Origin of the sequence: Nocardia sp. CA-135398, from assembly GCF_050955845.1 — a bacterium.
Taxonomy (GTDB): Bacteria; Actinomycetota; Actinomycetes; order Mycobacteriales; family Mycobacteriaceae; genus Nocardia.
The window spans coordinates 34,115-57,588 of record NZ_CP192084.1; the positions used below are offsets into that span (position 1 = coordinate 34,115).

The window sequence follows — 23,474 nt, forward strand, 5'->3', positions numbered from 1 at the left end:
GACCTGCACCGCGAGCTTACGGGATCAGACGATACGGATCAGGATCTCGGAGTGCCCGGCGCGGATAACGTCACCGTCGGCCAGCTGCCAGTCCTGAACCGGGGAGCCGTTGACGAGCGTGCCGTTGGTCGAACCCAGATCCGAGAGCATCGCGGTCTGGCCGTCCCAGCGAACCTCGATGTGCCTGCGCGAAACTCCGGTGTCCGGCAGCCGGAAGTGCGCGTCCTGACCGCGGCCGATGATGTTGCTGCCCTCACGGAGCTGGTAGGTGCGGCCGCTGCCGTCGTCGAGCTGCAGCGTCGCGGAGTAGCCCGAACCGGCCTGTGCGCCACCGCCATACGCGGGAGCCTGGTACGCGCCGCCCTGGGCGCCGTAGCCGGGCTGTTGCGAGTAGGCCTGGCCGTAGCCGCCCGGCTCCTCGGGAGCGGCGTAGCCCGGCTCGCCGTAACCCGGTTCCGCGTAACCCTGTTCGCCGTACCCGGACTGCGCGTAGCCCTGCTGACCGTAACCCGGCTGCTGACCGTAACCGCCCTGGTCGGCGTAGCCCGGCTCGCCGTAGCCGGGCTGACCGTAGCCGGGCTGACCATAGCCCTGTTCGCCGTAACCCTGGCCGTAACCGGGCTCCTGATAACCCTGCTGGCCGTAGTCCTGCTCGCCGTAGCCACCCTGCTGCTGGCCGTACCCGCCGCGCTCGCCGTAGCCCTGGCCGTAGCCGGGCTCCTGGTAGGCCTGCTGGCCGTAGCCTTGGCCACCCTGCTGGTAGTCGTAGCCGTTCTGGTAGTCGCTGTAACCCTGTTGCGAGTCCGGCGCCTGGTAGTCGGAGCCACCGCCGTAGGGCGCTCCGCCCCGGCCGTAGTCGTCGCGGTACGCACCGTTCGGCGGCCCGGGCCGCCCCGCTGGCGGCGGTGCGTACCCGCGGCTGCGTGGATCGGACTCCGCGGGCTCACGGCTTGGGTCGTAGCCTGAGTTCTGCGTCATGGGGCCAGCTCCTGGTTGCGGGTGTGCAGGTCGTTGTGGCGTGGGTTCGGGGCTGCGAGCCGGCGTGGCTCTGCGGCCGATGTCGGGATCGACCCGACCGCTCGCCCTGAACTGTCCGGTGTGCAGCGTAGGTGATGCCTCGAATGCCACGTGTACTTCGCCGTAGGTCTGCCAGCCTTGCTCGCGGATGTAGTCCTGAAGGTGTTTGGCGAACGCGCGGGTGGTGAGGTCGTGGTCGGCGTCGAGTTGTTGGTGATCAGAGGTGTTGATGGTGATCACATAACTATTGGGCGCCAACAGATGTCCGCCACCCAGATCCTGGATATTGTCGGCGGCCTCCTGCTTGAGCGCCGCTTCCACCTCCTGGGGAACGACACTGCCCCCGAAGGCTCTGGCGAACACGTCACCGACGGCGCCTTGCAGGCGACGCTCGAAGCGAGAAACAATGCCCATCTCGGCCTCCCTTCGGTGAGCGTCTGTCTTGATTCATAACAACGACACGCGGACATGGCGTGTCGCGTGCCGACCACGTTCATTGCATGATATCCACGATCGTCCACACCTGTAACTCCCGGAAGCCAGCCTGGGTTCCCGTGCCGGTCTGGACCGGCCTCGAGTGCCGTAAACAGGCGATTTCGTGTCTCGCCGAGCCGCGTGATACTGTCTCTCAGTCGCTCGGGCGAGTGGCGGAATGGCAGACGCGCTGGCTTCAGGTGCCAGTGTCCTTCGGGACGTGGGGGTTCAAGTCCCCCTTCGCCCACAGATATGCGGAAAGCCGCAGATCAGAGGATTTTCTCTGGTCTGCGGCTTTTTGTCGTCGATGGGGTGCTATGCGCATTTCCTTTGTGCGTCAGTGGTTTTTGCCTGTCCAGGTCCAAGAGGTAGATCCGGAGCTGCGTGTCGGCGTGTCGGTCGGGACCGGGTGGGTACGCGCCCGGTATGGCCGAGTGGTCCCACTCGACCGAGCCGCGCTAGGAGGTTGTCGTGACCAGTGACATGCAACATGCCAAGCATCCGGTCAGCGCGATGCTGGCCGGTCCGTACGGACATCCGTTCCATCCGATCCTGGTCACCGTGCCGATCGGGGCATGGGTGGCGAGCCTGGTATTCGATATCGCCTCGCATGTGGCGGGCGATCCGCAGTCGCTCGCCCGTGGCTCGGCCTGGCTGCTCGCCGTCGGTGTGCTCGGCGCGCTGGTCGCGGCCGTGATCGGTCTGCTGGATCTGTTCGCGATACCGACCGGCACCACGGCGTTTCGCACCGGCCTTGTCCACATGAGTCTGAATTTGCTGGTGACGATCGCCTTCGCCATCGACTTCTGGTGGCGGCAGTCCGGTCGCGGACCGGATGGCGCCGTGCCGATCGGTCAGTTGGTGTTGTCGATCATTGCCCTCGCCGTGCTCGGCGTCTCGGGTTTTCTCGGTGGCAAGCTCGCCTACCACTACGGCGTCCGGGTGGCCGACGAAACGACTCAGGTCGCCGGTTTCCGACACTCGGTCCCGTCCACCGGCGTCGACTCGCTCGAATAGCTGATCCCAGGTAGGCGAATGCCGAAAGTTTGCCGAGATCGTTTCAGCTGTGCAATTACGAACCAGGGAGGGGTGTCGACGGTGTGCGCGGACGCCATGGCACTGCCGAGGTATCTACTGCCGAAGGCGCGTTGGGGCTAGTGGCTGGCACAGGAGTTTCATCCGGGCGTGCCGGTTACGTTCGCGATGTATTTCGATTCGGTCGGCCCCGTCGACCATGATTTGCTGGCTCGGTATGCGCGGCGGGCAACCGTGGCTATCGGACCGAGACGTATGACGGTGAGCTGCTGTGCTTTTCGGCGTTCTCACCCACCACTTGACTGCGGTCGCCGCCCGCCGTGAGCGCCGCAGAAAATCGAATGACACCTTGTTCCGGCGGTCTTTAGTATCGGGCTGGTGCACCGATGGTTCGTAATCACCCCGCCGCCGCGCTTCTGAGCGAGGTGTAGGACCCGCGCGTCCCCTCTGGCTGGTTGTGCACCTCGCTTCCGCGACCTCAATCCATTTCCGTCGCAGGAGCGCGAATGTCCAGATCGATATCCATGGTCAGCCGATTCGGGTTGGTCTGTCTTGTCGGCGCCGGACTGTCGGCGGGGACCGGCGGTTTGGTCGGCACCCTGCTACACCGTGCGACCGGTCTTTCCCCGATATCCGTCGCCGCCTGTCGGCTCGCCGTCGGCGGGCTGTTGCTCATCGCTCTGCTGACCATGACACGACGGCCGTTGCCGCGGCACAGCTCGGCCTGGCGCAGGATCGGTGCGGTCGCCGTCCTCGTCGCGATCATTCAGGCGAGCTACTTCGGTGCGGTCGCGGCCTCGTCGGTGAGTTCGGCGACGCTGATCACCCTGGGAATGTCACCGATGGTCGTCTCGCTCCTGGAGCATCTGACCGGCAGCCGGGTCCTGGATCGTCGGCACGCGGCGACGATCGGAATCGCGGTGTTCGGGGTGGTCCTATTGGTCGGCGTACCCACCGATTACGCGGCGTCCGGCGCGATATTCGCCGGTGCCGCAATGGCATTGGTCTCCGCCTTCGCTTTCGCGACGGTCACCCTGATAAGTGCCCACCCGGTGCCCGGCCTCGACGCGATCACCACAACAGGTTTCGCCGTCACCGGCGGTGCCGTGCTGCTGACGCCGCTAGCCGCGATATCCGGAATCACCTTCGACCCGACTCCACACAGCGTCGCCCTGATCATCGTGTTCGGCCTGGTATCCACCGCAATGGCATACACGCTGTACTTCCGCGGTCTCGCCGAAGTCGGTCCTGGCACAGCCGCGGTGCTCGCCCTTCTCGAGCCACTGACCGGCGCGATATTGGCGGCCGCGATCCTCGGCGAACGGCTGACCCCGACGGGCCTGCTCGGTGCGGCCCTACTGACCGGCGCACTGGTCCACACCAGCCTTCAGCCGGCGAACGGGTGACACCTACGGGCCTGCCGGGCGCTGCCCTGCTGACCGCCGCACTGGTTCACACCGGCCTTCAGCCGGCGAACGGGTGACACCTACGGGCCTGCCGGGCGCTGCCCTGCTGACCGCCGCACTGGTTCACACCGGCCTTCAGCCGGCGAACGGGTGACACCTACCGGCGTGCCGGGCGCTGCCCTGCTGACCGCCGCACTGGTCCACACGAGCCTTCAGTCGGTGGGCGGGTGACCGCGCGCCTTCTCGCGGCGGCGAAGAATATGCCGGTGCAGCAGATTGCACCGTCGTAGTCAGTGTTCGGGGGCTCGGAGCTCGACGGCGCTGTTGCCCAGGACGGTGGCGAGTTGACGCCAGCGGCGATGGCGGTGGCGGAATATCAGGTGGACGAAGATGCGGGTGGCTGCGCCGCGCGGGCCGTTCTCGATTTCGATTTCGTCGGTGTAGCGGCAGCGGGATTCGGTGATCGGTTCGAAGGTGAGGCGGTGGTTCCAGGTGCGCACTGGGCCGCCCCATTCGTTGGTGTAGATCTCGCGGGCGTCCAGTCGCACCAGACGCAGGTGATGGCGCCAGGAGGGGATGATGCCGAACCACCGGAGCCGGGCCGATCCCTCGACGCCAGGGTCGATGTGGTCCGGGATACGCAGTTGTGGCACCGAAAGGATCGGTGCCACAACGTAGGCGACCAACTCCGGTGTCCGCGCCAGTGCGCACGCCACGTCCGCGCCGATCGGCAGCTCGGTAGTTAGGGTTACCTTACTCATATGTGCATGATGGTCCTCGGCGGCGCTGCTCGCAATAGCTGTTCAGACCGCGTCGGCGATCTCGTCACTTGTGGTGAACCACACGCCAGGATGGTTCGCCACATAATCCAGGGCCTGCTCCAGATATTTGATGCGGAATGCCTGGCCGATGACGAACGGGTGCAGGGCGAGGGCCATGACGCGGCCGGACTCCTCGTAGAGCCGGTCCAGCTGGTCCTTGACGATCTGCACGAAATCCGCACCGCGCAAACCGGTTCCGAGGAATAGGCTGTTGTCGTTGAGCTCGACCGAGTACGGAACGCTCAGCAGCCCAGGCACATTGAGTCGATACGGCTGATCGTCATTGGTCCAGTCCAGGACGTAATCGAGGCCGAGCTCGGCGAGCAGTTCCGGGGTATGGAAGGTCTCGGTGAGCGCGGGGCCCATCCAGCCGCGCGGGCGGCGACCGGTCGCGCGTTCGATGGTTTCGACAATATCGGTGAGGTAGGCGCGCTCGTCGTCGATGGACATGTCGGCTTGGAAGATCGAGTTGTTCTTGCCGTGCGCCAGCCACGTCCAGTTCCGTTCCCGCCCGGCCGCGATGATCTGCGGATTATGGTGTGCGACATCGGAATTGAGCAGCGCGCTGGCGCGGATGCTGTACTTGTCCAACACCTCCATCACCCGCCAGATGCCGACCCTCGGGCCATAATCACGCCAGCCGTAGTTCAGCGGATCCGGGGTGAGGGCGGCGGTGCCGGGGAAGATGCTGGTCGAGGGCCGGTCGACCTGGTAGTGCTCGATATTGAGCCCGACGTAGAACGCGACGCGGGCATCGTCGGGCCAGCGAATCGGCGCGCGGTCGACGATCGGGCTGTAGTCGAAGAGTGCGTTGTCCATGCGGCCTATGCTCGAACCATCACATACGTGTGAAGGTCAAATGTGAGGTGGAATGCAATGCGGATCGGAGAACTGTCGGAGCGCACCGGCACCTCGCGGCGGCTGCTGCGCTACTACGAGGAGCAGGGCCTCATCGTCGCCGACCGCTGCGCCAACGGTTATCGCACCTACGACGACCGCTTCGTCGACCGGGTCCTGCAGATCCGCGGCCTACTCGACGCGGGCCTGCCGACCCGCATCATCAAACAGATCCTGCCCTGCCTGGACAAGCCGCGCACCATCTACTTCCCGGACGCGACCCCGGAAATGCTGGCCACCCTGGAACGCGAACGCGACCGCATGTCCGACCGCATCACCTGTCTTTCCCGCAACCGCGACGCCATCGCCGAATACCTCGAGGCGGTCCGTGCGAACGCCGCCTCCTGACCTCGGTTCCGCGCGAACCTGTTGACTCCTAATGAGAACCTGTTCTAATTTTTGGCATGCGTAGATTTGACGGCCGCCGCGTATTGGTCACCGGAGCAGGATCGGGCATCGGGCAGGGGATCGCCCTGCGACTGCTCGATGAGGGGGCGACGCTGGTTGCCGCCGATATCGATGCGCCGGGTTTGGAGAGCACCGCGGCGAAGGCGGGTGACGCGGCCGAGCGGCTGCGCACCGTGCAGGTGAATATCGCCGATATCGAATCGGTGCGCGCCGCGACGGGCGAGGCGGTCGAATTCCTCGGCGGCCTGGATGTACTGGTGAACGCGGCGGGCATTCTGCGGCCCGCGCGCACCGAGGAGATGCCGCTCGAGGTGTGGAACCAGGTGATCGGAGTCAATCTCACCGGTACCTTCCTGATGACCCAGAGCGCGTTGCCCGCGCTGTTGGAGTCCGGCCACGGCGTCGTGGTGAACCTCTCCTCGACCGCGGCCTTCAGTGCGGCGCCGTATCTGGCGTCGTATGCCGCCTCGAAGGGCGGCGTCAACGCCTTCACACACGCGATCGCGCTGGAATACGCCAAACAGGGGTTGCGTGCGGTGAATATCGTGCCCGCGGGCATCACCAGCGGGATCACCACCAAGTCCATCCTCGATCAGCCGGAGGGCTTCGATCCGAAGCTGTTCTCGCGCATGACCGGCTGGCTCAACGGCGGTGCGCTGGGCACTCCGGAGGATATCGCCGGTGTGGTCGCCATGGTGGCCTCCGATGACGGTCGCTATATGACCGGCACGGAGATCCGCATCGACGGCGGCGCCCTGATGTAGTCAGGCGGGACGGGCCACCAGCAGGTGATGCGGAATCGGCGGGTTGGGCAGTTGCTTATGGTCGACGGCGCAGCCCGCGCCTTCCAGCGCGGCGATCACCTCGGCCACCGGCCGCAGCGTGAAACCGTATGCGGTGAACGGCAGTTTCGCCATCGCGTCCGGATCGCCGATACCGACGACGAGGCTGCCGCCGGGACGGACGACGCGCGCGAGCTCCTGGCAGGCGGCAGCCAGATCCGGCACGAAGTAGAGGGTGTTGACGGTGATGGCCGCATCGAGTGCGTCGTCGGCCAGTGGCAGTCCGGTTATCGGTCCATCGGCGAGTCGCAGTCGGCCCGTGGCGATTTCGTCGGCGAACTTTGCCCGCGCCCGGGTGAGCATGTCCGGGGAGATCTCGAAACCGTGCACCGTGCCGTTCGCGCCGACGCGCTCGAGCAGCATCGAAAGCCCCGCGCCGCCGCCGAATCCGATATCGGCGGCCGTCGCGCCGGCGCCGACCCCGGCCGCGTCGACCGCGCCCGCGATGGCGCGTTTATTGCCGCGATTGAGCATGAACGCGACGCCCTTGCCGAGCGTCCCGTGCGGGTTGCCGAGCTGACCGGCGATGGTGGACAGCAGACGGTCCCGGATTCCGCTCATGGCGGTAATCGTATCGACCGACATTCGAAATTCGACATGGCAAGACAGAGAAAATGGACCACTGATTTCGTATGAACATGGGTAACTCGTCCAGAGCTCGACTCACACGCGAACGCCGGTCCGCGACGGCACGGACATGGCTCTCGAAGATCGGACAGAGGCGCGGGGAGGCGGACCTGATGCGTTCACCGCTGGTACTTCTCGCCGCCGCGGTAGTGGCACTCGTGCCGATCGGTACCGCCGAGGCGGCGGGCTCGTGGGGTCCGCTGGCGCCGCCGAATCCCTACCTCGGGCCGCTCGGCACCGCGACCATGCACGGCGATGCCGGCTCGTCGGATGCGACGCCGCTGGCCGGGCCTGGCACCGGCGGGATTTCGGTGGCCGGGTATCCGTTGGCATCGGCATGTCCGACGCTGCTGCAAGGGTCGGACAATCTGGTCGTCGCGCTGTGCACACCGGTCATCGGCCAGACCCCGACCGTCCATCTGCTCGATCCGTCCTTCGCCGGTCCGGTCGGCACGCCGCTGGCCTCGCTGGAGATCGCCAAGGGCAGTCTGCTCGGCGGTGTCTACGCCTATCTCGACAATGTCGACCGGCTGGTCATCGTGGATGGTAACCGCACGTTGCTCCGCGTTGGCCACTCGCGCGACGCGGCGGGCAAATGGCGGCTGTCGATCGATTCGTCCACCGATCTCGGCTCGGTAATTCCGGTGGGCGACAACGTGACCGGGCTGGTGCCGGACTGGTCCGGGAATGTCTGGTTCGCCACCGGCAAGAGTGTGGTCGGGCTGGTGACGCCCGCTGGCGCGGCCGCCACCGTCGCGCTGCCAGCGGGTGAGTCGGTAGCCAACAGCATCTCGTCGGCGCCGAGCGGTCGGGTCGCGGTGGCCACGACGCACGCGCTGTACGAGTTGCGCGCCGATGCCGCCGGGCGGCCGGAGGTGCTGTGGCGCGCGGCCTACGATCGCGGATCGGCCCGCAAGCCAGGCCAACTCAGCTGGGGTACCGGATCCACCCCGACCTACTTCGGACCGAATTCCGGCGCAGACTATCTGACCATCGTCGACAATGCGGACGGACAGGTCCACGCACTGGTCTTCAGCTCCGGCACCGGCCAATTGGTGTGCTCGCAGCCGGTGCTCACCCGCGGCGGCGCGGGCAGCGAGAACTCGCCGATCGGCATCGGCCGATCCCTGTTCGTCGCGAGCACATACGGCTACCCGTACCCCACCGTCCCGGAGGGTGCGGGTCCGGCCGCTCCGGCCTCCGCACCGTTCGTCGGCGGTATGACGAGAGTCGATGTCGATGACAACGGCTGTCATACGGTGTGGGAGAACACCATCCGCAGTGCGGCCGTTCCACATCTGTCCACCGCGGACGGCTCCATCTACACCGTGACCCGCGTCGGACTCGACATCACCACCCCGCTCGACGGTTATGCCTTCACGGTCGTGAATCCCGATACCGGCGCGGTGATTTCGAATAGGCCGCTGGCCGGAACCATCGTCGACGACCCGCTGCAGACCTCACCGCTGATCACGCACGACCGCAAGATCCTGCAGGGCACGATCACCGGAATTCTGCGCATCAGCTGAAATCGCGAGCATTCGGTCCGGTGGCCAGCCCCCGCTCGACGTTCGTCAGCGCTCGGTGAATCGCCTTATCCCTGGCCGCGTCATCGAGGTCGTCGAGTACGCCATCGATGATCAGCGAGGCCATGCCGTGCACCGTTGACCAGGCGGCGTATTCGGCGTCCGGTCGGTCCGCGGGGTCGAGGAAACCGACGTCGACGAGTTCGTCCAGGAGTCCAGCCAGCAGATCGAAGGCGGGCGATGGCATCTGGTCGCCGCAGAAGGCGGTCCGGAACAGGCCGGGTTCACGCAGCGCGAAGCTGATGTAGCCGCGGCCTACCGCCCCGAGCCGAGTGATCGCATCCGCATCTGGTGCCAGGCTCGCCATGGTCTCGGCCATCGCGCCGAACAGGGTCTGCTGGGCCTGTTCCTGTGCCGCGTTGAGCAACTCCTCGTGATTGGTGAAGTGCCGATAGGCCGCGGTCGGCGTGACGCCGACATGCCGGGCCGCCGCGCGCACGGTCACCGCCTCCGGACCGCCGGATTCGGCGAGTTCGGCGGCGGCGCGCACCAGGGCATTGCGCAGGTCGCCGTGGTGATACGGGCCGTCGCGGGTGGAGCGCTTCGTTGCTGCATCCGAATCTGTCATCGCATCGATGTTGACACCAGCACACATGGCGTGGCAAGTTAACACCCATAAAGTTTACGTATGACAACATGCCCGATCGGAGACCCGATATGTTCGAAAGACTCGGCAGGTTCGTTGTCCACCGCGCCCGCTGGATCCTGGTCGTCGGCGTACTCGCCCTCATCGCCGGCGGTGTGGTCGCCGCGACGGCCTTCAGCAAGATGCAGCCCGGTGGCCAGGAGGATCCCAATGCCCAATCCAGTGCCGCGATAACCCAATTGGCCGATAAGTTCGGCACCGACACCGACTATGTATTCCTGGTCGAGGCGAAGCAGGGCACGGTCGACGGCGATGCGGTCGCCGCCATCGGCCGCGATCTGGCCCGGCGGCTCGCGGCCGACCAGCGCCTGATGAATGTCGTCTCGTATTGGGATACCGGATCCGCGGCCATGCGCTCCGGGGACGGGACCGCGGCCGTCGTCTTGGCGGGCAATGTCGACAAGGACGCCACCGATAAGGAGAAGTCCGCCGCCTCGATCGTCGAGGCCTATCGCGCCGACGGCCCGGTCGCACAGATCAAGGTCGGCGGCGGCACCCCGATCTTCCACTCGATCACCAAGCAGATCGGCAAAGATCTCGGTCTCGCCGAAGCCGTTGCGGTGCCGCTGATTCTGGCGCTGCTGGTGCTGGCCTTCGGCAATGTGGTCGCCGCGCTACTCACCCAGGTGGTCGGTGGGATCGCCATCCTCGGCACCTTCACCGAACTTTCGATCCTGGGGTCCGTGACCGACGTGTCCATCTACGCGGTGAATCTGACCACCGGACTCGGACTCGGGCTCGCGGTGGACTACGGGCTGCTGATGGTGAGCCGCTTCCGCGAACGCCGCGCGGTCGGTGCCGAACCAGATGATGCGGTGATCGCGGCCGTATCGACGGCCGGACGCACCATCGCCTTCAGTGCGGCCACGGTCGTAGCGGCCCTTTCCGCGCTGGTGATCTTCCCGCAGTACTTCCTGCGCTCCTTCGCCTACGGCGGCATCGGTGTGGTCGCCATCTCCGCCATTGCCGCGGTGGTCGTTTTGCCCGCGCTGCTCGCGGTGCTCGGCGCGCGGACCGATGCGTGGCGGGTGCCCGGTGTCCGCGGGATCCGCGGTGACGCGACGCCGTTCTGGGCCGGGGTGGCCGGATTCGCGATGCGGCGGCCGTTGCTGGCGGGTGTGCCGGTGGTGGCGGTGCTACTGCTCGCCGCGGCGCCGCTACTGAATGTGCAGTTCGGCACGCCCGACGATCGGGTGCTGCCGACCAGCACCGAGGTGCGTCAGGTCGGTGACGTGATGCGGGACGATTTCGGCGGCGGCGATGTCAACGCGCTGTCGGTGATCACCGAAACCGGCGTCGCCGCGTCGCCGCTCGCGGATTATGCGCGCACGCTGTCCCGGGTCGAGCACGTCACCCAGGTGGATTCGAGTGCGGGCACCTTCGTGCACGGCGAGTTGACCGCGAGCACACCCGCCGATGCCCGGTTCGCCCGACCGGATGCGCAGCGCCTGACCGTCCTGACCGATCTGGACCGCAATTCCGCCGCCGCCCGCGATCTGGTCGATCGAGTGCGTGACGTACCCGGTCCGAGCGGGGCAAATGCGCTGGTCGGTGGACAGGTGGCCGAACTGCGCGACAGCCTCGCATCGATCGGTGCGAAACTTCCGATCGCCATCGGGTGGATCGTATTGACGACCTTCGTCCTGCTGTTCCTGTTCACCGGCAGTGTGGTGCAGCCGCTGCGCGCACTGCTGTCGAATGTGTTGAGTCTGGCCGCCACGCTCGGGCTGATGGTGTTCATCTTCCAGCAGGGGCATCTGTCCGGATTGATCGGATTCACCCCTGCGCCGCTGGATGTTTCGATGTTGCTGCTGCTGTTCTGCATCACCTTCGGACTGTCGATGGACTACGAGGTCTTCGTGATCAGCCGGATCAAGGAACTGCACGATCGCGGTGCGTCCACGAAAGAAGCGGTTATCGAGGGGCTGGCCCGCACCGGACGCCTGGTGACCACCGCGGCGGCGCTGATTTCGATCAGCTTCCTGGCCTTCACCAGCAGTGATGTCCGGTTCATCCAGTTCTTCGGACTCGGCGCGGGCCTGGCGATTCTGATCGACGCGACGCTGGTGCGTGGGGTGCTGGTTCCGGTGGCGATGCGACTGCTCGGTCGGGCCGCCTGGTACGCGCCGAAGCCGTTGCGGCTGGCGCACGGACGGCTTGGTCTGGCCGAAGCCTGAGACGTAAGTCACGCGGCCCCGCATGCGTAATGCGGGGCCGCGTTCGCCTGTCGCACTGTCGTTTTCGCCCGATTCAGCCAGGTGCGGCGCGGAAGGTGGCGGAGATCACAGAGCTGGTTATGGTTGCGGTCGTGGTGCTGACCGCGGTCCGGTCCGGTACGCCAGTGACCGCATTTCCGCAACTGGTTAATCATGATCTTGACCGGATGCGCGTCCACCCCCAGGCGTTACGGCTAGGTGTACATCACGTTTATAACGTAGTAAACCAACCTGAAGTATCTTTTACCGCATCCAACTGCCAGCAACATCAATTATCGGGCAGTGAATGCACAGGTCGGAGCCGCATTAGGCGACCATTGAGGGCTCTATGTTAACAAAGCAGCTAATAGGTCGAAGAATGTTTGTCGATGACTCGTGGTTTCTGGATCGTGATCTGGGATCGGCCGACAAAGGCCGGTTCTGAGGTCCGTATTGCTGGCCCGAATGGCCGCCAAAAGTTTGCTGGGCAACCGCGAAATGAGGTGCTCACCCGGGTTTGCTGGGACGCTGCTTTATACGCTTGACCTCGGCGGGGAGGGTTGCGTCGGGATAACGATTGTGTAGAGTTGACGGTAACGCTGGCCGCAGCTGAGCTGGACTCGCTGCGGCCAGCGGAACTCAATTGGGGGACTTCGAAACTCGTTCGTTACGTAGCGTTGCTACCGATTATCCAGACCCGTTTCACTCACCGTGTGCTCGGCGTTGTCTGCCAGCGCTTCGCGGAATCCTCGTCCGCCCCACCGAATCCCAGGCCACCGAATCCCAGCTCCACTGCCGCTCGGGCATCCTGCTCGCGTGCGGCCCGGCGACCCAGCACGAACACGTAGCCGAGAAACAGTGCCTCCGCGATGAATCCGATGCCCACCTTCACCGGTACGGGCAGCGAACTCGGTGTCACGAACCCCTCCAGCAGCCCGCAGACCAGCAGCACCGCGACCAGACCGAGCGCGACCGTCGCGGTGGCCCGGCCCTGGCGCGCCACCGCCTCCAATCGACTCGACCGTCCCGGATCGATCAGCGTCCAGCCCAGCTTCAGGCCCACCCCGCCCGCCACGAAGACCGCGGTCAGCTCGAGCGTGCCGTGCGGCAGGATGAATCCGAAGAACGAGTCGAGCCGACCGGCATCGGCCATCAACCCGCCGGTCACCGCGGTATTGAGCGCGTTACCGAACAGCAGGTACACCGCGGGCAGGATCAGCACGCCGGTGAACAGCACCATCGCGGTCACCCAGGCGTTATTGGTCCACACCTGCGCGGCGAACGCGTCGTGCGGATGTTCGGAGTAGTAGGTCTCGAATTCGCCGCCGGGTGCGGTGAGCCAGTCGTTGTGATCGGAGATGCCGAACAGATCGCGCGCCGAACCGGAACCGGCGATCCAGACGGCCAGACCGGTGGAGACGATGATGAAGACCGCCGCCACCCCGACCCACCACGGCCAGGCCCGGTACAGCGTGGCGGGGAAGCGGTGGGTGAAGAAACGGCCGACCTGGCTCCACGCATCGCCCTTGGTGCCCAGCACCCGGCCGCGCGCCTTGGTGAGCAGTGCGCTGAGTCCGGCGATGAGTTCCGGATCCGGACTGTGCGATTGCAAGCGCGCCAACTGCTGTGAGGTGCGCCGGTACAGCGCCACCAGTTCGTCGGCCTCCGCGCCGCTGAGCTTGCGTCGCCCGGCCAGATAGGCCAGTCGATCCCACGCCCCCCGCTGTGCGTAGCTGTACGCATCTACGTCCATTGGTTGCCTCCCATACCGCCGGTCGGAAGAATGCTATCGACATGGCTGAATTCACCACCGGCGAAGCGGTCGCACTCGAGCTGCCGATCGCGCGGATCCCGACCAGGGCCACCGCGTTCCTCTTGGACGTGCTGGTGCAATTCATGCTGGGCAGCATGCTGATGCTCGGCCTCGGCGCGGCGCTGCTCTACTTCGGTGCCGACTCCGCGTGGTACAGCGCGGCGGCTGTCACCACGATCGTCGGGACGCTGGTCGGCTATCCGGTGGTCTGCGAGACCCTCATGCGCGGGCGAACCGTCGGCAAGTTCGCGCTCGGGCTGCGGGTGGTGCGCGGCGACGGCGGACCGATCGACTTCCGCCATGCCCTGACCCGTGGTCTCGCGGGTGTGATCGTCGACTTCTGGATGCTGGGCGCATTCGGTGCGGTCGGGGTGATCACCTCGATGTGCTCGCCGAATGCGCGCCGGGTCGGCGATGTGCTCGCGGGCACCGTTGTCGTGCACGGCCAGCGCCAGGTGCCCTTCCCGCTGCTTGCCGTCGCACCGCCCTGGCTGGTGTCCTGGTCCGGACAGTTGGATCTGTCCGGCATCACCGAGGATCTCGCGCTCGCGGTGCGCCAGTACCTGTCTCGCATCAATACCCTCAGCCCCGCCGCCCAGGCGAGCCTCGGTCACACCCTGCTCATCGCCGTCTGTGACCGCCTGCAGATCCCGGTTCCCGCGGGCTACCCACCCGTCCAGATCCTCGGTGCGGTCATCGCCGAGCGCCAGCGCCGCACCCTCGCCCCGATCATCACGCCGATGGTGATGGCGGGTCCGCGCCCGATGCCGATCGCCCGCGCGAGCTGAGTCTCCCTCTGCAACACGGTCATTCGGCGGTGACTCGAGTTGGGCCGGCTCACATAGTGCCGGACTGTTTGAGCTCCAGGTACTCGTCGGCAAGGGCTTCGGGGAGGCGCTCCGGGGAGGCCGCGACCACATCAATGCCCATGCGGCGCAGGGATTCCTGGACCAGGGCGCGTTCGGCGAGCAAAGATTCGGCGGCGGCAGCGGGGTAGAGGTCGGCGAGGGCATCGCGTTTGGTGGCGGCCGCGGCGACGTCGGGATCGGTGACCGAGACGATCAGCACGCGATGGCGTTGGGCGAGGGTCGGCAGGACCGGTAGCAGGTTCTCTTCGACGGCCGCCCCGTCCAGACTGGTGAACCAGACCACCAGGCTGCGGCGGCGGGCGCGTTGGATGGCGGCGCGCACCAGTCCCGCGCTATCGGTATCGACCAGCGCGGGGGTGACGCCCGCCATGGCGTGCATGAGCTTCAGTTGCAGACGGCGCCCGCCGACCCCGCGGACCTCGGTGCGGACCTGCCGGTCGTAGGCGAGCAGATCCACCGAATCGCCTGCGGCCGCGGCCAATCCGCCGAGCAGCAGGGCGGCCTCGATGCTCGCGTCCAAACGGGTACCCGTGCCGACGCGGCCCGCACTGATGCGGCCGGTATCGAGCACCATCAGCATGTGCCGGTTGCGTTCCGGACGCCAGGTGCGCACCAGCACATCGGTGGCGCGGGCGGTGGCGCGCCAGTCGATGGCCCGCACATCGTCACCGGCGACATATTCGCGGAAGGAATCGAATTCGGTGCCCTGACCGCGCATATTCGCGACATTGCGGCCCTCGAGATGTTGCAGCCGTTTGACTTTCGAACGCAGCAGCCGTTCGCTGCGGAATTCGGGCAGTGCGCGGACCCGCGCGGGCACGGTGTGGCGGCTCTGCCATCCGGCCATGCCGAGCACGCCGAACAATCGCACCGTCACCGGACCGGCGACCCGATCGCCGCGATAGGTCGGGGTCAGTGTGGTTCGCACTCGCATGCGGGTGTTCGGTGGCAGATCCAATCGGTGCGTGCGGGCTTCGGCACGGGCACTGCCGGGCCAGTCGTCCCACAGTCGTCCGCGCACAGTCCTGGTTCCGTTGTTCACCACGCCGAGTTCCACCTCGGCGCTGCGGCCGAGTCGGATCACGGTCAACGATTCCCTGGTCAGGGCCAGGTCGCGGGCCCGCGCCACCGTGCCGAGGTCGAAAAGTGCAAGGGCGGCAAGCACACTCGTCATGAGGACGACACCGAGCCACGACGGCATGACGAAGCCGACGAACAGCGCGAGCAGCGCCGCCGTCAGGGCGAGCCGACCGGTAACGACCACGAGCTACACCGGAACCGGAACCGAAAGCAGCAGCGACGACATGACACCCTCGGTCGTCACACCGTCCAACTCCGCCTCGGGCCGCAGATGCATCCGATGCCGAAGTACCGCGACCGCAACCGATTTCACATCGTCCGGCGTCACGAACCCGCGCCCGTTCAGCCAGGCGAAAGCGCGCGAGGCCGCCATCAGCGCGGTCGCGCCGCGGGTGGACGCGCCGTGCTGGACCGCGGGGGAATTGCGGGTGGCCCGGCAGATATCCACCGTGTACGCGAGCACCTCCGGACTGATGGTGACCCCGGTGATCGCCGCCCGCGCCGCGGCGATATGCGCCGGACCCGCGACCGGACGCAGCCCGGCGGCGGTCAGATCACGCGGATCGAAGCCGCCCGCATGCCGCTGCAGAATGCGGAATTCGTCGTCGCGGCCGGGCAATTGGATATCGACCTTGAACAGGAACCGGTCCAGCTGCGCCTCCGGCAGCGGGTAGGTGCCCTCCTGTTCGATCGGATTCTGGGTGGCGACCACGACGAACGGGTCCGGCAGCGGCTGCGGCTTGCCGTCCACCGAGACCTGACGCTCCTCCATCGATTCCAGCAGCGCCGATTGGGTTTTCGGTGGAGTGCGGTTGATCTCGTCGGCGAGCAGCAGATTGGTGAAGACCGGGCCGTGCCGGAAGGTGAATTCGGTGGTGTGTGGATCGTAGATCTGCGAACCGGTCACATCGCCCGGCATCAGGTCGGGGGTGAACTGGACCCTGGCGTGGTCGAGATCCAGCGCCGTCGCCAGCGCACGAACCAGCAGCGTCTTCGCCACGCCGGGAACGCCTTCCAGCAGCACATGACCGCGGCAGAGCAGGGCGAGCACCAGGTACATGATCGCGTTGTCGTTGCCGATCACCGCCTTGCCGATCTCGGCGCGCAGCGCGGCGAATGCGGCGCCCGCCTCCTCGGCGGTCGGGGTGTGGTTGGTGTCCGTGCTGGTCATCCGACCTCCGCCTCTATCCATTCGAGTTGTGTGGCAACGAGTTGCAGGGTGCTCGCGTCGGGCACCGGTCCGTACAGTGCCGCGCCGAGCATGGTCGGATCGGCTCTGGTCCGCGCGGCGACGGTCGCGACAAGCCGGTCCGGCGTGACATCGGTGCCAACGCCGAGCATCGGCCGGATGCGGCGCAAGGTGGCGGCGCGCAGCCGGGCCGCGACATGTTCGTAGTCCTTCGATCGGCGATAGAGTGCCGCCTGACCGCCGAGCAGCTCGTTCGCGGCCACCTCGACCGGTCGCGGTTCACCGACCAGCGCACCACGACGACGCGCCCGCCACCACACCAGCACCGCCGCCGCGATGAGGAATTGCAGGCCGCCGAAGGCGACCGGCGCGGGCAGCCTGCCGAAAATGGAATCCTGGCCCGCGCCGAAGCCGGAGTCGTCGCGGTTGTCGTCCGGCGGGTGGTCGGGCGGTTTGGGCGGCGGAATATCCGGCGGTGTCGGCTTATGCGGCGCGGGCGCCGCACACGAATTCAGCACCGCGTACAGCAGCACGGCCAGCGCGATGGCGGCGAGCAGCGCGGCCCAGAATTTCGGGTTGCGCAGCAGATCCGGCAGCGGCGGAAGTTGTCTGCGGGTCTTGGTTTTTTCGGTGATCGTCGCTTCGACCGGCTCCGGTGCGGGCGGTGGGGCGCTGCGCGAGTAGCGGTCGGCATATTCCAGGCGCCGGTATTCGTCCTCGGTGGCGCGACGGCCGCCGTAGACGACCTCGTCGAAACTGTGTGCGGCCGGATGTAATTCGCTCGCATCCTCGAGTGACAGCGCGGTGGTCGCGTCGTCGGCGGTTTCCCGCGCGGTCCGGGAACGGCGGACCTCCAGCATGCCGCGCTGCTCGAGGCCACGCAGTACCGCGCGGAACCGCTCGCGTAGCGCGGTATCGAAATCCCGGTGCAGCGCCGCGTTTTCGGCGGCGTCGCGGTGGACGTCGGCGGGTCCGAGTCTGGGTGGCAGTGGGGCCGCTGGCTCGTTCGTCGTGGGTTCTGTCATCGCTTATCCGTCCCGGGGACCCTGATATCGAGCCCCTCGCGACGGCACCGGCGATCCACATACGAGACCACCCGCGTCGCCGATTCGACTACCTCGCCGAAGGCGATGATCAACAGCGCCGACGTCGACAGCAGGACGATGATCTGCCAGCGATGGGTGCCGGTGAAATCCGACAGGTACCAGGGAATGCCGAGCAGCGGCACCGCGACGAGGACGACCAGTGCGCGGCCGGCGAACCACAATCCGGTTATCGACGATTGTGCGCCCTGGACGAGCAGTTTCGAGCGTGCGACCGCACCGGCATGGGTGGTCCGTTCGACGAAGATCACCGGTACCGCGACGAACCGTCCGGCCCGCAGATAGCCGAGCCAGACCAAGGCGAATGGATAGCTGATGATCAGCAGGCTGCCGACGATCAGCACACCGATGCCGACCAGCGTGAACAGCACGTGGAAGGCCAGCAGCGGGCCGGCGACCGCACCCACCCGGCCGAGCGCGGTGCGCCAGCCGATCGGGGATCCGGCGACCGTCGCGAGTCCGAGCGCGATCGTCATGCCGCGCAGCAGGAATCGAAGCAACCAGGCCGCGGTCGCCGTCGCGAGGATGGCCGCCCATGCGGTGCCCGCGTCGGAGCCGTCGGTCAGCGAGGAGATTGCGCCGGTGACCGCGACGACCAGCACTTCGGCGAGAACGAGTGCGATCGCGGTCGTGCAGGCCAGCACGACGACGTTCGCCTGGATCAGCGCGAACGGCTCGTCGAGCAGTTCGCGGAAGCTCAGTGGGCGGATCGGCACCGTCGTTCCAGGGGAGGTTGGCACCGGATCGTTCCCCGCCCCGACGGCACCGGCCGGCTCGGCGGCTGGTAACACCAGGCCGAGTCTAGCCGTCGGTGTCTCGTCAGGCTGGGCACAACATACTGGGGATCAGCGCTCGAGCAGTCGGTCCACGACTTTCCGGTACCGGGTCGGGTCGACCGGCGGGAAGCCGAGCAGCGCGCGCAAGTAGACACCGTCGCCGACCAGACGGATGATGTCCGCCCGCACCGGATCGTCGATGGCGGTGTCGAGGCCTTCGGACCAGCTGTCCATCAGGTCCGACAGCGCCTGCTGCACCTCATCGGTTTCGGTGCCGGACTTGGCATCGATGGTGCGCATGGCCGCGACCATCGAACGGTAGAGCGCCAATTCGAGCGCGTCCGCGGCATCGTTCGGATTCGGGGTCTGCAGGTACCACTCGGCCACGGATGTGCCCTTGGCGACGGCGGCGCCGAGTTGTTGTTCGGCGCGTTCGCTCAGTCGGCGCACCAGGCCAGCGAGCAGAGCGTCCTTGCTCTTGAAGTGGTAGAGCAGGCCACCCTTGGAAACCCCGGCGGTCGCGGCCACATTCTCCAGGGTCACCTGGGACATGCCCTTTTCCAGCAGCAGGGTCTCGAGTGCGTCCAGGATCCGGTCGCGGGTGTTTGCCGTCACTTCGTTGACTATACCGGCTGGACGGTAAGGTCACTTTACTGTACCGTCTGGACGGTAATAAGACCGAACGATGGAAGTCGAGAAGGCGATGACCGCAGAGATCGAGAAGGGCACCGGACTCGTGCCGCCGCGTGCCACGGCACGTGATTGGGCCGGGCTGGTGGTGCTGGCATTGGCCCTACTGCTGCTCGCCGTCGACGCGACCGTGCTCGACCTGGCGGTGCCCGCGATCAGCGCGGAGCTGGCGCCGAGCACGCCGCAGCTGCTCTGGATCATCGACGTGTACTCGTTCGTACTGGCCGGACTCCTCGTCGTGATGGGCAATCTGGGTGACCGGATCGGACGGCGCAGGTTGCTGCTGATCGGTTCTGTCGGATTCGGTCTCGCCTCGGTGCTCGCCGCCTGGTCGGTCAACCCGGAGATGCTGATCGCCGCGCGCGTGCTGCAGGGTCTCGCCGGTGCGACCCTGATGCCCGCGACGCTGGGTCTGATCCGGTCGATGTTCCTGGATCCGCGACAGCGCACCGTTGCCATTTCGGTCTGGGCCGCGATGGCCGGTGGCGGTGCGGCGGCCGGTCCGCTGCTCGGTGGCTGGCTGCTCGAGCATTACTGGTGGGGTTCGGTATTCCTGGTGAATCTGCCGGTGATGCTGGTGCTGCTCGCGGCGGGGCCGGTGCTCGTTCCGGAATCCCGTGATCCGGAGCCCGGTCGCTTCGATCTGGCGAGTGCGGTGCTGTCCATGCTGGCCCTGGTGCCGGTGGTGTATGCGGTCAAGGAGTCCGCGGCGCACGGTATCAGCTTGCGGCTCTTGGTGATCGGTGCGATCGGCGTGATCGCGGGTGTGCTGTTCGTGCGCAGACAGCGCGGTCTCGCGGATCCGATGCTCGATCTGAAGCTGTTCGCATTGCCCAGGTTCCGCACCGCGGTGCTCACCAATCTGCTCGCGGTCTTCGCGCTGGCGGGCGTGCTGTTCTCCGGTTCGCAGTATCTGCAATTGGTGCTGGGGCATTCGCCGATGCGGGCCGGGTTGCTGCTGCTGCCCGGTCTCGCGGCCAGCGTATTCGCCTCGCTAGCGGCGGCGTGGTTGGTTCGGGTGCTGCGTCCCGGACTGGTGCTCGGTGGTGCCCTGGTGCTCGCCGCGGTCGGTGCGGCGCTGTTCCTGTGGCTGACTCCGGACGCGGCGACCAGTACGGTGCCGTTCATTCTCGGATTCCTCTTCATCGGGGCGGGAGTCGGTGTGGCGCTGACGGTTTCGTCGGATCTGGTGGTGAGTTCGGCTCCTGCGGAGCGGGCCGGCGCGGCAGCGGCGGTTTCGGAGACCGCCTACGAGACCGGTATCGCACTCGGCGTCGCGGTCCTCGGCAGCGTGACCATGGCGGTATTCCGGGGTGGGCTCGATCTGTCCCAGGTGCCGAGTGCGCAGAGCGAGGCGGCGTCGGAATCCCTCGGTGGTGCAACCGAATTCGCTCGTCAGCTGCCGGAACCGGTGGCGGATGGGTTCCTGATCTCGGTGCACGAGGCCTTCGTGTCGGGGGTTCACATGGCCGCGATCGGCACGGCGGTTGTGCTGCTGATTGCCGCTGTAGTGGCCTTCCGGTTGCGGATGGCACGCGCATAATTCATTGCAGCCGACGGTATTCCCGATTCACCGAGGTCGCGGCGAACGGCGTGGTCGCCGGCACGCGCCTGCGACTATGGGGTCAGGCAAGACACAGCGCGGATGGATCGGCGGCGGCGACGGCGGATGCCGAGGTGAGCAGACGGTTCGGATCGGTTTCGGCCAGTTCGCAGAGGCGGGCGGTTTCGTTGACCGCATCGCCGATGACGGTGAATTCGTAGCGTCGGTGCGCACCGACATTGCCCGCGACGACACGGCCCGCGACGACGCCGATAGCTGCGGTGAAATCGGAGGCCTTGGCGGTCGAGCGGTTTCGGATGGCGCGGGCACAGGCCAGGGCGGTGCCCGCCGCGTCGCCGAGCGGGGCCGGTGTGCCGAAGACGGCGAGCGCGGCGCCGCCCTCGAACTAGTTGAGCAGGCCGCCGCACCCTTCGACCTCGTCGACCACGATCGGCGCCGGTGATCGTCAGTTGGCGGGTGGCAGTTCGCGTGGGCCGCGGTGGCCGGGGAGTTCGTTGCGGTGGTGGGCGGAGAGTTCGTCGTGCCGCTCGGCTCGGGGGAGACCGTAGCTCTGGGGTGTGGCGGCCGGGGGAAGGGCTGAGTAGCGGGGGTCCTGGGTGTAGTCGGCGTCGACGACGGTGGCCGCGACGCGCTGGGCGTGCCAGGAATCCGGGGTACCGGGCAATTGGTAGCCGGGCTGGGCGTGCTGGCCGATGGCCTGGGCGTGCGAGTCCTGGGAGTCGACGGTCACCTTGCGGGTGCGGCGAAGGGTGAAGGTGATCTCCTCGACCTCTTCGAAGGCCTGACGCGCGGTGCGCAGGGGGTGGGTGGCGGTGTCGATCGCATTGGCGACGAACGTGGGCACCAGCGGGCGGATGAAGCGGGCCGCGGTATCGGAGAAGGGCACGGTGCCGATCAGCGGAAGTTCCAGGCCACCGCTCTTCGGTGCGACGGGTGCGGCCGAGGCGGTATGCGGCACCAGCGCGCCAGCACCGCCGGTCGATGCGAGCGCGCCCGCACTCACGGTGGCCGGAAGATTGGGGGTCACCTCATGAGACACGGAGCTGTCCTCTCGATCGCCAGCCGTTCCGGCCGGAAGTTCGCCACGTCCTCCCGGTTCCGTGACGCCGATTTCCAACCCGCCGATGGCGGCGATGATCCGGGTGCGCTGACGCTCCCGATCGATGGCGGTATCGGCCTCGACGGCCAGTCGGGCGGCGGTCAATTGTTGTTCGGCGCGCAGATTTTCGGCCTCGACCCGCACCTCGGCGCGTTTGACCGCGATGGCGGCATCGGCGCTGCGTTCGGCGCGGTCCTGCACGGTGTGGAAGGCCAGTCGCCGATCCAGCGAGGTCTCGCCGCGCCACCACCGCAGGATCAGCGGCAGCAGCGCGAGCAGGACGAAGGTGCCGATGGTCAGCACTCGCAGCAGGAATGCGCCCGCCGCTGTGGTGGTGTAGTCGTTCATGGCGAGCCAGCGCGCGCCGAGGCCGCGATCGGCCGCGGCGAAGGCGGCGGAACCGGCTGTGTCGAGGGCCTTCTGGTCATCGGTGATCCGCTGATCCGCTCCGGCCACCCGATCCTGCGCCGCGGCCAACTGCTTGCGCGCGTCGTCGAGCATCGCGTTGGCGGTCTGCGATTCGGGGCCGCGACCGGGTACGCCGGTGATTCTGGTCTGCGGGCATTCCGGTGTCGGGTTGTATTCGCAGCGCGCGATCACCAGCGCGTGGTCGATATCGGCCTGCGCCTTGGTGATCGACTGATCCAGTGCGCCGCGATCGGCCTTCGCGCGCTCGAGCTCGCTGCGCGCGGTGACCACCGCGGGTGCGGAATCGACCGCACGCTGGGCCTTTTCATCGAGCAGCCGATCGATGGTGCCGCCGAAGAGCACCGTCGAGGCGAGTTCCGCGACCAGTACTCCGGCCACCACCGCGACCGCGATGCGTCCGGCGAGGCCGCGGCGATCCGAACCACCGGCGGGTCGTGCGGCCACCAAGCCCCTGGCCACCGCACCGGCCAGCAGTGCGACGACCACCGCGACGAACACGATCGCCAACAGCGGCATGGCATCGGCCGTGGCAAGTGCGACCGTGCCGACGATCCCGGCCACCGCCGCGAAAAGCAGTACAACGGCGCCGCTGACGGCATAATCCGCGCGCTCATGCGGGTAGTAGAGTTCGGTCCCACCCTGCTCGCGCCCGAGACCTCCGCCGAGCCAGGTGAACAAGCCGGTGATTGTCATGGGATCCCACATCCTCTACATCCCAAGTCAAAGTCGCTGGCCGCGAAACTGTCACAGATTCGTTGTCACAGCGTGACAGGCGCGAGCGCGACACACCGAGCACGGAGCCGGGGATGTGGTCAGCCTCACAGAATTCGGTAGCGCTGCCGGACTTGTGCCCCCGCTCACCCTTAATCTGGCATGGATGACCGGACGGGAGCGGGGTGTTGCGAGTG

The 23,474-nt window shown here is 66.9% G+C and carries 21 protein-coding genes and 1 tRNA gene; 10 read left to right on the forward strand and 12 right to left on the reverse strand.

The features are described 5' to 3' along the window. Positions 1-24: 24 nt before the first annotated feature. On the reverse strand, positions 25-1,431 hold the full coding sequence (locus ACQP1T_RS00155; protein WP_433757905.1) for a DUF3662 and FHA domain-containing protein: 1,407 nt from the start codon (positions 1,429-1,431) through the stop codon (positions 25-27). A gap of 224 nt (positions 1,432-1,655) precedes the next feature. Between ACQP1T_RS00155 and ACQP1T_RS00160 the strand changes: the two genes are divergently transcribed. The 3 genes from ACQP1T_RS00160 to ACQP1T_RS00170 all read left to right on the forward strand — a co-directional run bounded on the left by ACQP1T_RS00160 (position 1,656) and on the right by ACQP1T_RS00170 (position 3,932). Further along, positions 1,656-1,738 (forward strand) — tRNA-Leu (locus ACQP1T_RS00160). Between the two features lie 224 nt (positions 1,739-1,962). Beyond that, positions 1,963-2,508 (forward strand): DUF2231 domain-containing protein, encoded by a 546-nt coding sequence (locus tag ACQP1T_RS00165; RefSeq protein WP_433757906.1) that lies wholly within the window; start codon positions 1,963-1,965, stop codon positions 2,506-2,508. Between the two features lie 524 nt (positions 2,509-3,032). After that, positions 3,033-3,932 (forward strand): DMT family transporter, encoded by a 900-nt coding sequence (locus ACQP1T_RS00170; protein WP_433757907.1) that lies wholly within the window; start codon positions 3,033-3,035, stop codon positions 3,930-3,932. A 290-nt stretch (positions 3,933-4,222) separates the two neighbouring features. On the opposite strand, the gene ACQP1T_RS00175 is transcribed toward ACQP1T_RS00170, so the two are convergent. Then, positions 4,223-4,693 (reverse strand): hypothetical protein, encoded by a 471-nt coding sequence (locus ACQP1T_RS00175; protein ID WP_433757908.1) that lies wholly within the window; start codon positions 4,691-4,693, stop codon positions 4,223-4,225. A gap of 42 nt (positions 4,694-4,735) precedes the next feature. After that, on the reverse strand, positions 4,736-5,572 hold the full coding sequence (locus ACQP1T_RS00180; RefSeq protein WP_433757909.1) for a polysaccharide deacetylase family protein: 837 nt from the start codon (positions 5,570-5,572) through the stop codon (positions 4,736-4,738). A gap of 57 nt (positions 5,573-5,629) precedes the next feature. Here ACQP1T_RS00180 and ACQP1T_RS00185 point away from each other — a divergent pair, with 57 nt between their 5' ends. After that, positions 5,630-5,998, forward strand: a complete 369-nt coding sequence (locus ACQP1T_RS00185; protein ID WP_433757910.1) for a MerR family transcriptional regulator — start codon at positions 5,630-5,632, stop codon at positions 5,996-5,998. Between the two features lie 56 nt (positions 5,999-6,054). Beyond that, positions 6,055-6,822, forward strand: coding sequence for an SDR family NAD(P)-dependent oxidoreductase (locus ACQP1T_RS00190; protein WP_433757911.1), 768 nt, complete (start codon positions 6,055-6,057; stop codon positions 6,820-6,822). Here the strand turns inward: ACQP1T_RS00190 and ACQP1T_RS00195 are convergent, their stop codons facing one another. Continuing rightward, positions 6,823-7,461, reverse strand: a complete 639-nt coding sequence (locus tag ACQP1T_RS00195; RefSeq protein WP_433757912.1) for a class I SAM-dependent methyltransferase — start codon at positions 7,459-7,461, stop codon at positions 6,823-6,825. Between the two features lie 179 nt (positions 7,462-7,640). Here ACQP1T_RS00195 and ACQP1T_RS00200 point away from each other — a divergent pair, with 179 nt between their 5' ends. Continuing rightward, positions 7,641-9,056 carry a hypothetical protein gene (locus tag ACQP1T_RS00200; RefSeq protein WP_433757913.1) on the forward strand — a complete coding sequence of 472 codons (1,416 nt, stop codon included), beginning with the start codon at positions 7,641-7,643 and terminating at the stop codon, positions 9,054-9,056. Here ACQP1T_RS00200 and ACQP1T_RS00205 read toward each other — a convergent pair. Further along, complete coding sequence (locus tag ACQP1T_RS00205; protein WP_433757914.1) at positions 9,049-9,681, reverse strand: TetR/AcrR family transcriptional regulator; 633 nt, start codon at positions 9,679-9,681, stop codon at positions 9,049-9,051. The genes ACQP1T_RS00200 and ACQP1T_RS00205 overlap by 8 nt on opposite strands. Before the next feature lie 89 nt (positions 9,682-9,770). On the opposite strand from ACQP1T_RS00205, the gene ACQP1T_RS00210 reads away from it, so the two are divergent. Further along, the gene (locus ACQP1T_RS00210; RefSeq protein WP_433757915.1) at positions 9,771-11,936 is read left to right on the forward strand and encodes an MMPL family transporter; all 2,166 of its coding nucleotides are present in this window, start codon (positions 9,771-9,773) and stop codon (positions 11,934-11,936) included. 724 nt (positions 11,937-12,660) lie between these two features. On the opposite strand, the gene ACQP1T_RS00215 is transcribed toward ACQP1T_RS00210, so the two are convergent. Then, positions 12,661-13,707, reverse strand: coding sequence for a stage II sporulation protein M (locus ACQP1T_RS00215; protein ID WP_433757916.1), 1,047 nt, complete (start codon positions 13,705-13,707; stop codon positions 12,661-12,663). Between the two features lie 41 nt (positions 13,708-13,748). Here ACQP1T_RS00215 and ACQP1T_RS00220 point away from each other — a divergent pair, with 41 nt between their 5' ends. Next, positions 13,749-14,555, forward strand: coding sequence for an RDD family protein (locus tag ACQP1T_RS00220; RefSeq protein ID WP_433757917.1), 807 nt, complete (start codon positions 13,749-13,751; stop codon positions 14,553-14,555). Between the two features lie 49 nt (positions 14,556-14,604). On the opposite strand, the gene ACQP1T_RS00225 is transcribed toward ACQP1T_RS00220, so the two are convergent. The 5 genes from ACQP1T_RS00225 to ACQP1T_RS00245 all read right to left on the reverse strand — a co-directional run bounded on the left by ACQP1T_RS00225 (position 14,605) and on the right by ACQP1T_RS00245 (position 19,399). Further along, a complete protein-coding gene (locus ACQP1T_RS00225) occupies positions 14,605-15,900 on the reverse strand; it encodes a DUF58 domain-containing protein (RefSeq protein WP_433757918.1) in 1,296 nt (431 codons plus the stop codon). Positions 15,901-15,903: 3 nt separating this feature from the next. Further along, positions 15,904-16,887 (reverse strand): AAA family ATPase, encoded by a 984-nt coding sequence (locus ACQP1T_RS00230; RefSeq protein ID WP_433757919.1) that lies wholly within the window; start codon positions 16,885-16,887, stop codon positions 15,904-15,906. Next, positions 16,884-17,930 (reverse strand): DUF4129 domain-containing protein, encoded by a 1,047-nt coding sequence (locus ACQP1T_RS00235; RefSeq protein WP_433757920.1) that lies wholly within the window; start codon positions 17,928-17,930, stop codon positions 16,884-16,886. The genes ACQP1T_RS00230 and ACQP1T_RS00235 overlap by 4 nt, the downstream gene beginning before the upstream one ends. Then, a complete protein-coding gene (locus tag ACQP1T_RS00240) occupies positions 17,927-18,748 on the reverse strand; it encodes a hypothetical protein (protein WP_433757921.1) in 822 nt (273 codons plus the stop codon). The genes ACQP1T_RS00235 and ACQP1T_RS00240 overlap by 4 nt, the downstream gene beginning before the upstream one ends. Before the next feature lie 105 nt (positions 18,749-18,853). Beyond that, the gene (locus tag ACQP1T_RS00245; RefSeq protein WP_433757922.1) at positions 18,854-19,399 is read right to left on the reverse strand and encodes a TetR/AcrR family transcriptional regulator; all 546 of its coding nucleotides are present in this window, start codon (positions 19,397-19,399) and stop codon (positions 18,854-18,856) included. A gap of 88 nt (positions 19,400-19,487) precedes the next feature. Between ACQP1T_RS00245 and ACQP1T_RS00250 the strand changes: the two genes are divergently transcribed. Together ACQP1T_RS00250 and ACQP1T_RS00255 are read left to right on the forward strand one after the other, a co-directional pair. Further along, positions 19,488-21,017, forward strand: a complete 1,530-nt coding sequence (locus ACQP1T_RS00250) for an MFS transporter (RefSeq protein ID WP_433762548.1) — start codon at positions 19,488-19,490, stop codon at positions 21,015-21,017. A gap of 76 nt (positions 21,018-21,093) precedes the next feature. Beyond that, entirely contained in the window at positions 21,094-21,480 is a 387-nt protein-coding gene (locus tag ACQP1T_RS00255; protein ID WP_433757923.1) for a hypothetical protein, read from the forward strand. 3 nt (positions 21,481-21,483) lie between these two features. Here the strand turns inward: ACQP1T_RS00255 and ACQP1T_RS00260 are convergent, their stop codons facing one another. Continuing rightward, positions 21,484-23,259, reverse strand: coding sequence for a DUF4407 domain-containing protein (locus tag ACQP1T_RS00260; protein WP_433757924.1), 1,776 nt, complete (start codon positions 23,257-23,259; stop codon positions 21,484-21,486). Between the last annotated feature and the right edge of the window lie 215 nt (positions 23,260-23,474).